At 32.9% G+C, this 8,086-nt stretch carries 8 protein-coding genes; 4 read left to right on the forward strand and 4 right to left on the reverse strand.

The features are described from left to right. Positions 1–171: 171 nt before the first annotated feature. The 3 genes from H3T56_RS08140 to hslO are packed head-to-tail and all read left to right on the forward strand — an operon-like array spanning position 172 to position 3,098. Positions 172–1,776 (forward strand): hypothetical protein, encoded by a 1,605-nt coding sequence (locus H3T56_RS08140; RefSeq protein WP_198192513.1) that lies wholly within the window; start codon positions 172–174, stop codon positions 1,774–1,776. A gap of 60 nt (positions 1,777–1,836) precedes the next feature. Beyond that, positions 1,837–2,229 carry a ribosome-associated heat shock protein Hsp15 gene (hslR, locus tag H3T56_RS08145; protein WP_110434609.1) on the forward strand — a complete coding sequence of 131 codons (393 nt, stop codon included), beginning with the start codon at positions 1,837–1,839 and terminating at the stop codon, positions 2,227–2,229. Positions 2,230–2,234: 5 nt separating this feature from the next. Beyond that, positions 2,235–3,098 carry an Hsp33 family molecular chaperone HslO gene (hslO, locus tag H3T56_RS08150; protein ID WP_198192515.1) on the forward strand — a complete coding sequence of 288 codons (864 nt, stop codon included), beginning with the start codon at positions 2,235–2,237 and terminating at the stop codon, positions 3,096–3,098. Between the two features lie 211 nt (positions 3,099–3,309). On the opposite strand, the gene tsaA is transcribed toward hslO, so the two are convergent. From tsaA to metN, 4 genes are all read right to left on the reverse strand, one after another. Beyond that, positions 3,310–4,020, reverse strand: coding sequence for a tRNA (N6-threonylcarbamoyladenosine(37)-N6)-methyltransferase TrmO (tsaA, locus tag H3T56_RS08155; protein ID WP_198192521.1), 711 nt, complete (start codon positions 4,018–4,020; stop codon positions 3,310–3,312). Positions 4,021–4,104: 84 nt separating this feature from the next. After that, a complete protein-coding gene (gene metQ / locus H3T56_RS08160) occupies positions 4,105–5,004 on the reverse strand; it encodes a methionine ABC transporter substrate-binding lipoprotein MetQ (RefSeq protein WP_065650717.1) in 900 nt (299 codons plus the stop codon). A 14-nt stretch (positions 5,005–5,018) separates the two neighbouring features. Beyond that, a complete protein-coding gene (locus tag H3T56_RS08165; RefSeq protein WP_065650735.1) occupies positions 5,019–5,678 on the reverse strand; it encodes a methionine ABC transporter permease in 660 nt (219 codons plus the stop codon). Between the two features lie 112 nt (positions 5,679–5,790). Continuing rightward, on the reverse strand, positions 5,791–6,822 hold the full coding sequence (gene metN, locus H3T56_RS08170; protein ID WP_065650716.1) for a methionine ABC transporter ATP-binding protein MetN: 1,032 nt from the start codon (positions 6,820–6,822) through the stop codon (positions 5,791–5,793). Between the two features lie 119 nt (positions 6,823–6,941). Here metN and gmhB point away from each other — a divergent pair, with 119 nt between their 5' ends. After that, complete coding sequence (gene gmhB, locus H3T56_RS08175) at positions 6,942–7,478, forward strand: D-glycero-beta-D-manno-heptose 1,7-bisphosphate 7-phosphatase (protein WP_065614160.1); 537 nt, start codon at positions 6,942–6,944, stop codon at positions 7,476–7,478. Positions 7,479–8,086: the final 608 nt, after the last annotated feature.

Consider the following 8,086-nt stretch of genomic DNA (forward strand, 5'->3'; position numbering starts at 1 on the left):
GTAAATTATTAATTTGGTTTGTTATTCTAATGTTACAATTGGCTTTAGTTATATATTAACTTCAAAACTGGTTTAACAACAAATCATTTATAGCAAAATCAAGTGCTATTTTAGTCAAAATCGGGTATCGTAATACAATTCAACCCTTCATTATAACTATTTAGCTTATTTATGAGACGATTACGATTTAGTTTAATCATCCTCTTTTCGATTTTCTGGTTGTTAATTGTAGTTGGCTATTTTTTGTTACAAACCAATTTTGGTGCCAAAATAGTAAGCCAACAATTATCAAAGCTGGGTGCCTATTCTATTACAATTGGTAAAATAAATCATTCCTTTGCTAATTTTTATGAGTTAAGCGTTGATAATTTATTGGTAAAAAAAGATCAGCAAGAAGTAGCTAATATTGGCAAATTAATCATTGGTTTTGATAAGCAAAATTTGTGGCAGCTTCATCATTTTAACTATATCAATCTCATTGATGCCACGCTAGATGGTTCTCAAATCAGCGAATCGAATTTTACAGCGAATATTTTACGGTTGTATAACACAACCTTAAATTTTTCATTGAATAATGCTCAAGCCCCCTTGTTGTTACAACAAATTAATGGTGGTATAAAACCGTTTGATTTGCCGAGTAAACAACCATATCAATTTGATTTTACTGCCCAGCAAGTATTGTTTAAGCAAAAGGCTGTAGATAATGTGTTATTACAAGGATATTACCGTGATGGTATAACTTCAATTACTAATTTAGGTGGTAATATTGATAATGGTTTTTTTGTTAGCAAATTAAAAATGCTAGCAGATGGTAGTTTGGATATAGCACAATTAAAATTAAATAATATACATTTTAATGCTAATAATGAGACTGATTTAAACAGCTATTTGTCTGAGCTGCCAAAATTCAAATTACAAGAATTTTCGATATTTGATAGTAATATTCAATTACCTAATTTAGTAATAGAAAAGGGTAATATGGAGATAACTAACATTGGTTATGATAATCAGTGGCAGTTACAGCAAAGTAATTTCATTATTAGTGCTGATAATGTTGTGTGGTTTGATGAAATATTTTCATCATTATTACTGCAACTATCTTGCAAAGATGATGAAGTAGACATTTTAAAAGCGGTCGCAGGGTGGAGTGATGGTAATGTCCATTTAACTGGTAACTGGAAAAACAATGTATTACATTTACAAACATTATTACTAGCCAGTATTAATTATCAGTTACCTGATGACTTAAAACAACGGTTATTACCTAATATATTCAATCAAGTCGATATTGATCAGCTAACTGTTTTGCCAAGTACGTTAATCAGCACTAAGTCTGACTATCCATTTAATCTCACAGATTTTAATGTTTCTGGAACCAACATTAGGTTAGTGGAAGATAAAAAGTTTGGCATATATTCAGGCTCATTATTTTTTAAAGCCAATGATGCAACAATTAATAAAATTGCGGTTAAATACCCTAATTTGTCGGTGAATTTTGATAGTCAGCATCGAGCATTATTAAGTTTTAGCGCATTAATTAATAGTGGTCAGCTTGATGCAACCGCAACGATAAATCCTTTGCAAACCGAGTTTGAATCATTACATATTATTGCTAAAGGGATTACTAGTGAACTGTTAAATCGATGGAAGTTAGTTGAAACTTCGCCTGAATCTTCAAATTATCGTGTTGATTTACATGGTGAAATTTCACCATTTAGCCTATCTGGGACATTTTTTACCAATGATAATGAGTATTCAATTCATTCACAACATTGATTTTAATAAAATTATCCTTATATCTGTTTTGAGATTTATTTAGTTTTAAATGAGGAAACGATGTATCTAGTAAGATTAGATAAATGGTTATGGGCGGCTCGGTTTTATAAAACGCGTTCTATTGCTCGCGATATGATTGATGGTGGCAAAGTCCATTATAATGGTCAACGAGCAAAGCCAAGCAAGATTGTTGAAGTTGGCGCAATGATAACACTGCGACAAGGCAATGAACAAAAGACAATTCGCGTTTTAGCCATTAGTGATCAGCGTCGAACGGCAAGAGAGGCGGAATACCTTTATCAAGAGACCCTAGAAAGTATCACCAAACGTGAAAATATTGCTCAGGCACGAAAACTTAATGCACTAACCATGCCGCATCCGGATCGACGTCCTGATAAAAAAGAGCGGCGTACACTAATTAAATTTAAATATGATAGACAACAAGGCAATTAATTAATATGGATACCTTAAATCGGTTTTTATTTGATAATCATCCCGTTCGCGGAGAAATTACCCGACTTGAAAAAACATACCAATCTATTTTAGAAAACCATAATTATCCTATTGCGGTTCAGAACTTATTAGGTGAATTATTAGTCGCAACTAGCTTATTAACCGCGACGTTGAAATTTGATGGTGATATTGCTGTACAGTTACAAGGCGATGGTCCATTGACGTTAGCGGTAGTAAATGGTAACAATGAGCAGCAACTACGTGGCGTTGCACGAGTTAATGGTGAAATTGCAGATAATGCTACTCTTAAAGATATGGTGGGTAACGGCTATATTGTCATTACCATAACACCTAAAAAAGGCGAGCGTTATCAAGGTATTGTTGGTCTTGAAAAAGACACTTTAATTGGTTGTATAGAAAATTACTTTATGCAATCTGAACAACTGCCAACGCGTTTATTTGTCAAAACAGGGGTTCATAATAACAAACCTATGGCAGCAGGTATTTTATTACAAGTATTACCGGCAAATGAAGATATTGAACAATCATTTGAACATCTCTGTGCATTGACGGAGACTATCACTAGCGATGAGTTATTCCAATTGCCAACTGATGAGATATTATATCGTCTTTATAATCAAGAAGAAGTTCGTTTATTTGAGACGCATGATATTGTGTTTAAGTGTGGTTGTTCACGACAACGTTGCGAAGATAGCTTAATGACATTACCAGCTAACGAAGTTGATGATATTCTCAATGAAGATGGAGGTAAGATTGATATTCATTGTGATTATTGCGGTAAACATTATCTATTCGATGCTATTGATATAGCAGAGTTAAGAAACAAGAAAAGTAATAATTATCATTGAATTATAAAAGGGCCACTAAAGTTATAAAATTTTAGTGGCAAAGTGAAATATAGGGAATTAAACCCGTAGTTAATTTATCAAAATAATTTCAACTCACCAAATTAATATTATCGGTTTCGCATAACTTTTTTGTAAATTATCTTTACAAATAGATCGATTAATATTCTGCATACGACATCAATAAGTTATTTTTATAAGAGTATCTGTATGATTAACTAATTATGTGAATATTTTCCACAATGGCCTCATGTCCTAATACTTTCCAAGTTATATTGAAATGATATAGGGTAATCGCGTAGTTTTGTTCATGAAGACTTTTTTGTTTATAAGCTGGCCTCGGATCTTGAGAAATGACTTGTTCAATTAGTTCACTTAGTTGTGGATAATTCTGTGTTTGGCTTTGTAAAAATATGTCAGCTTTAGATGAAAATGTTACCTTAAGTTTTTGTGTTGGAAGTTGTTGAGCATAACCAGCTATTGCCTCTGGATGGCTATCACAATAAGGTAAATAGGGTTTTATATCAATTATCGGCGTACCATTTACCAGATCCAATCCACCTAGTTTTAATATCACCTGCTTGTTTTCAACAATAATATCTAGTAATTCAACGACTGAGAGCCCAATATTATTGGGTCTAAATGGTGATCTTGTTGCAAATACACCTAAACTTTTATTGCCACCTAAACGAGGTGGGCGGACGGTTAGTTTTTGTTTGCTAGTATCAATATGATGAAAGTGAAATAATAACCATATATGTGAAAACTGTTCTAATCCCTTAATACTCATGGGATCATTAAATCTATTTAGCAAATGTAGTTCACCTTCAGCTGCTGTTACAAGATTCGGTTGGCGTGGTACAGCAAATTTTTCAGTATAGGGTGAGTAAATGATGCCAATTGGCTCAAATTGCGATGTCATTATTAAATTATTGTGTAATTGTTTTAAATCAGCTCCCATCGACAATAGTCGATGAGAGTGAGTTGATCATAGTTTGCTAATTTAGGATTACCAACCACGAATTGCGCCACCGTTGAAAATTTCATCGGCTTTTTTAGCTACAGCATCAGTTTGGTATGCTTTAACAAAGTTTTTTACATTTTCATTATCTTTGTCAACCTCACGCGAAACGATGATGTTTACATAAGGTGATTCTTTATCTTCAACAAAAACACCATCTTTACTTGGGGTTAAATTTGCTTGTCCAGCAAAAGCATTATTGATAATAGCTAAATCGATTTGTGAATCATCAAGTGAGCGAGGAAGCATTGGTGCTTCAAGTTCTACAATTTTGTAATTGTATGGGTTACTAGTAATATCAAGTACAGTCGGTAGTAAGCCTTTTGCTTTATCGACAGTAATAAACCCTTCATGTTGTAATAAAAGTAATGCACGGCCTAAATTAGTAGGGTCATTAGGTATAGCAATGGTTGAATTAGCTGGAATAAAAAATGTTTCACCACGAGGAGAAGTTACTTTTACCCCTTCGCCTGTTTCACTGCTATTATCAATCGGTTTTAATTTGTGTGAATAACTTGCAATAGGGTAAACAAAAGAATTACCAACCACAGAGAGTTTATAGCCACGTTCTTTGATTTGTTCGTCTAAATATGGTTTATGTTGAAAAGCATTAATATCAATTAAACCATCATTTAAAGCTTGATTAGGTGTGACATAATCATTGAAAATGACAAGTTCAACATCCAAATTATAAAGGTTTTTCGCTTGTTGTTTAACTACTTCAGCTACTTCTTCTTCAGGACCAGAGATTACACCAACTTTAAGAGTTGTGACTTTAGTTGGTTCTGCTGGTTTGTTATCAGTAGCAGTGGTTTGTTTGTTATCACAACCGGTTAAGAAGAATGCACTTACCAGTGTGGTTATTAGTGCTAATTTTTTTATAGACATAATTCTCTCCATGATTAATGGTGGGTAACGCGTTTAACAATATTATTGCCAATAAATTGAATCAAGAATACAAATATAACTAATAATATAACAACTGTGTTCATTATAGCAGGCTTATAACTATTATAACCATATTGAAGAGCAAGTTGGCCAAGACCTCCAGCACCTACCGCTCCACTTAAAGCTATGTAACCTGTTAATGTTATTAAAGTTATTGTCATGCTATTAATAATTATCGGTAATGATTCAGGAAGTAAAACTTTATAGATAATTTGTAATTGTGTTGCGCCCATTGAACGAGCAGCTTCAATTAATCCTTTAGAAATATCAAGTAATGCATTTTCAATCATTTTTGCAATTAAAGGGGCTACCCCAAGACTTAGTGGAACTAAAGCACCTTGTCTTCCTAAAAAGGTACTTTGTCCCGTAGTAATTTCCATTACTTCCATTGTGAATGGTTTTATCCACACGATTAGTATAATGAAAGGAATGGCGCGAAATATATTTGTAACAAATGAAACTATATTATGAATAATATAGTTCTCAAGAATGTTACCCTTTCGGGTTACATATAAAATTACACCTAATGGCAGTCCAATCAGTATTCCATACAAGCCTGATAAGAAAACCATATAAATGGTGTCATCTGTTGCTTGTGCAATCTTAAACAGCATTGCTTCATTAAAGCCATTAAATGATGAACAAAAAGCAACAATATCTGCCCAGAAACTATGTTGAGCTAAATAATGAAATAGGGATTCAAATGGTTTAAATGATGGAAGAAAATCAGACATAACCTAGCACCTCGACTTTAGTATTATTCTTTTCTAAAAACGCAATTGCCGATGCAGTACTTTTTTGTTTGCCTTTCATTTCTGTCAACATTAAGCCAAATTTAACACCGCCAGCATAGTCCATTTGAGCGCTAATAATATTACTATCAACTTCAAATTCTTTAGCTATTTGAGACAGTAATGGTAAATCAACCGATACTCCTGTGAACTCCATGCGAACCAGCGGATTAAGTCCTTCTTTGTGTTCCGGTGTTAGTCTAGCTAAATAATCATCTGGAATTGTAAGATGCAAAGTTGATTGAATAAATTGTCTTGCAATATCAGTTTTTGCATGCGAAAACATTTCACCAACTGAAGATTGTTCAACTAACTCACCATTACTAATTACAGCAACTTGGTCACAAATCTGTTTAACTACATCCATCTCGTGAGTGATTAATAAAATGGTTAAGCCTAGTTTCTGGTTGATATCTTTTAATAATTCTAAAATAGAACGGGTTGTCTCTGGGTCAAGAGCACTCGTTGCTTCATCACATAATAATACTTTTGGATCACTGGCTAGTGCTCTAGCAATAGCGACGCGTTGTTTTTGGCCACCAGATAAATTAGCTGGATAAACATTCACTTTTTCACTTAAACCAACAAGATCAATAAGTTCATTTACTTTTTGTTTAATGACCGCTTTAGGTGTTCTATTGAGTTCAAGAGGAAAGGCGATATTATCAAATACCGTTCTTGAGGAAAGTAAATTGAAATGTTGAAAAATCATGCTAATTTTTCGACGAACTTCAATTAACTTTCGATTAGATAAATGGGTGATATCTTGGTTATCAAAAAATATTTTTCCACTAGTTGGTTTTTCTAACAGATTTACGCAACGTATTAATGTACTTTTACCTGCGCCGGATTTACCAATCACACCATAAATTTTACCTTCTGGAACATGTAGTGAAATGTCCTTTAAGGCATGAATAATGGTTTTATTTTGCTCAAATGTCTTTGAGATATGTTCTAATTTTATCATGATATATAACAACAAAAATCTGAATAGATAAATATTAAGACGTCTAGACATCTAAGTCAATCAATAATATCCTATATAAAGCTAGAAAAGAAATCCATATAAAAGGAAGACGATTAAACATGAAACCAGCTATATTTTTAGATCGAGATGGGACAATTAATATAGATTATAATTATGTACACACTATTGATAAATTTCACTTTATTGATGGTGTGATTGACGCAATGCAAGAATTGAAAAAGATGGGCTTTTTATTAGTTATTACCACTAATCAATCAGGTATTGCTAGAAATAAATTTACTCAAGAGCAATTTGATACCTTAACTGAATGGATGGATTGGTCACTACAAGATCGTGGTGTTGATTTAGATGGTGTCTATTATTGTCCTCATGATCCACTAGTGGATGAATGTGAATGTCGCAAACCAAGTCCTGGTATGATTCAATCTGCCGCTAAAGAACTCAATATCGATATTGCAAATTCTTATATGGTTGGTGATAGGGTTTCTGACTTGTTATCAGGAAAACGAGCCGGGGTTAAAAAAACAGTATTAGTTAAAACCGGTGATGAAATAACTGAAGAGGCGTTAGCACAAGCAGATTGGTTAATTGATAGTTTAGCTGATTTACCGAAAAAGATTAAAGCAGAATTATGATAGAACTACAGCGGTTAATTTAAATGCTGTATATTTTTAAAGATGGATGATGTGATTGTTAATCAATAAAATAGTACATTAATTTATAATACAACTATATTTGCTATTCTATTTGTGATGAGAGAATATCGAAAAGAATAAAAAGTACGACTATATAGCTGAATGTATAAAAGCAAATAGCTATGGCTCTAAGATAGTTATTTTAAATTTTGTAGTTTGATTTTTCTTTTATTAAAGAATTTAATCGTAGAATAAAGATTGAAAAGGTAAAATTGCTACAAAATGTATCGTTTTAGTTTGTTTTTAGCTCATCTTGTGTAAAAAAAAGACAAACAAAAATAAATTTGCAATAATCACTTGCCAAAAAAAATGAAGTGCCTATAATGCGCATCCACTGACACGGCGTCAGCGACGAGCAGACAAAAATAGTGTTAGTGAGCAAGGTCAAAAATTTTAAAAAAAGATCTTGACGAATAAAAAGGTGTAGCGTAGTATACGCAGCCCTTAAGACAGCAAACTGAAGCAAGAAATTGTGAAGTAAATTAAAAGGCTGTCAGCTCTTTAAAAAGAAGAAACAGACAATCTGTGTGGGCACTTACGAGACGAAA

Source organism: Gilliamella sp. W8123 (assembly GCF_016101085.1).
Taxonomy (GTDB): domain Bacteria; phylum Pseudomonadota; class Gammaproteobacteria; order Enterobacterales; family Orbaceae; genus Gilliamella; species Gilliamella apis.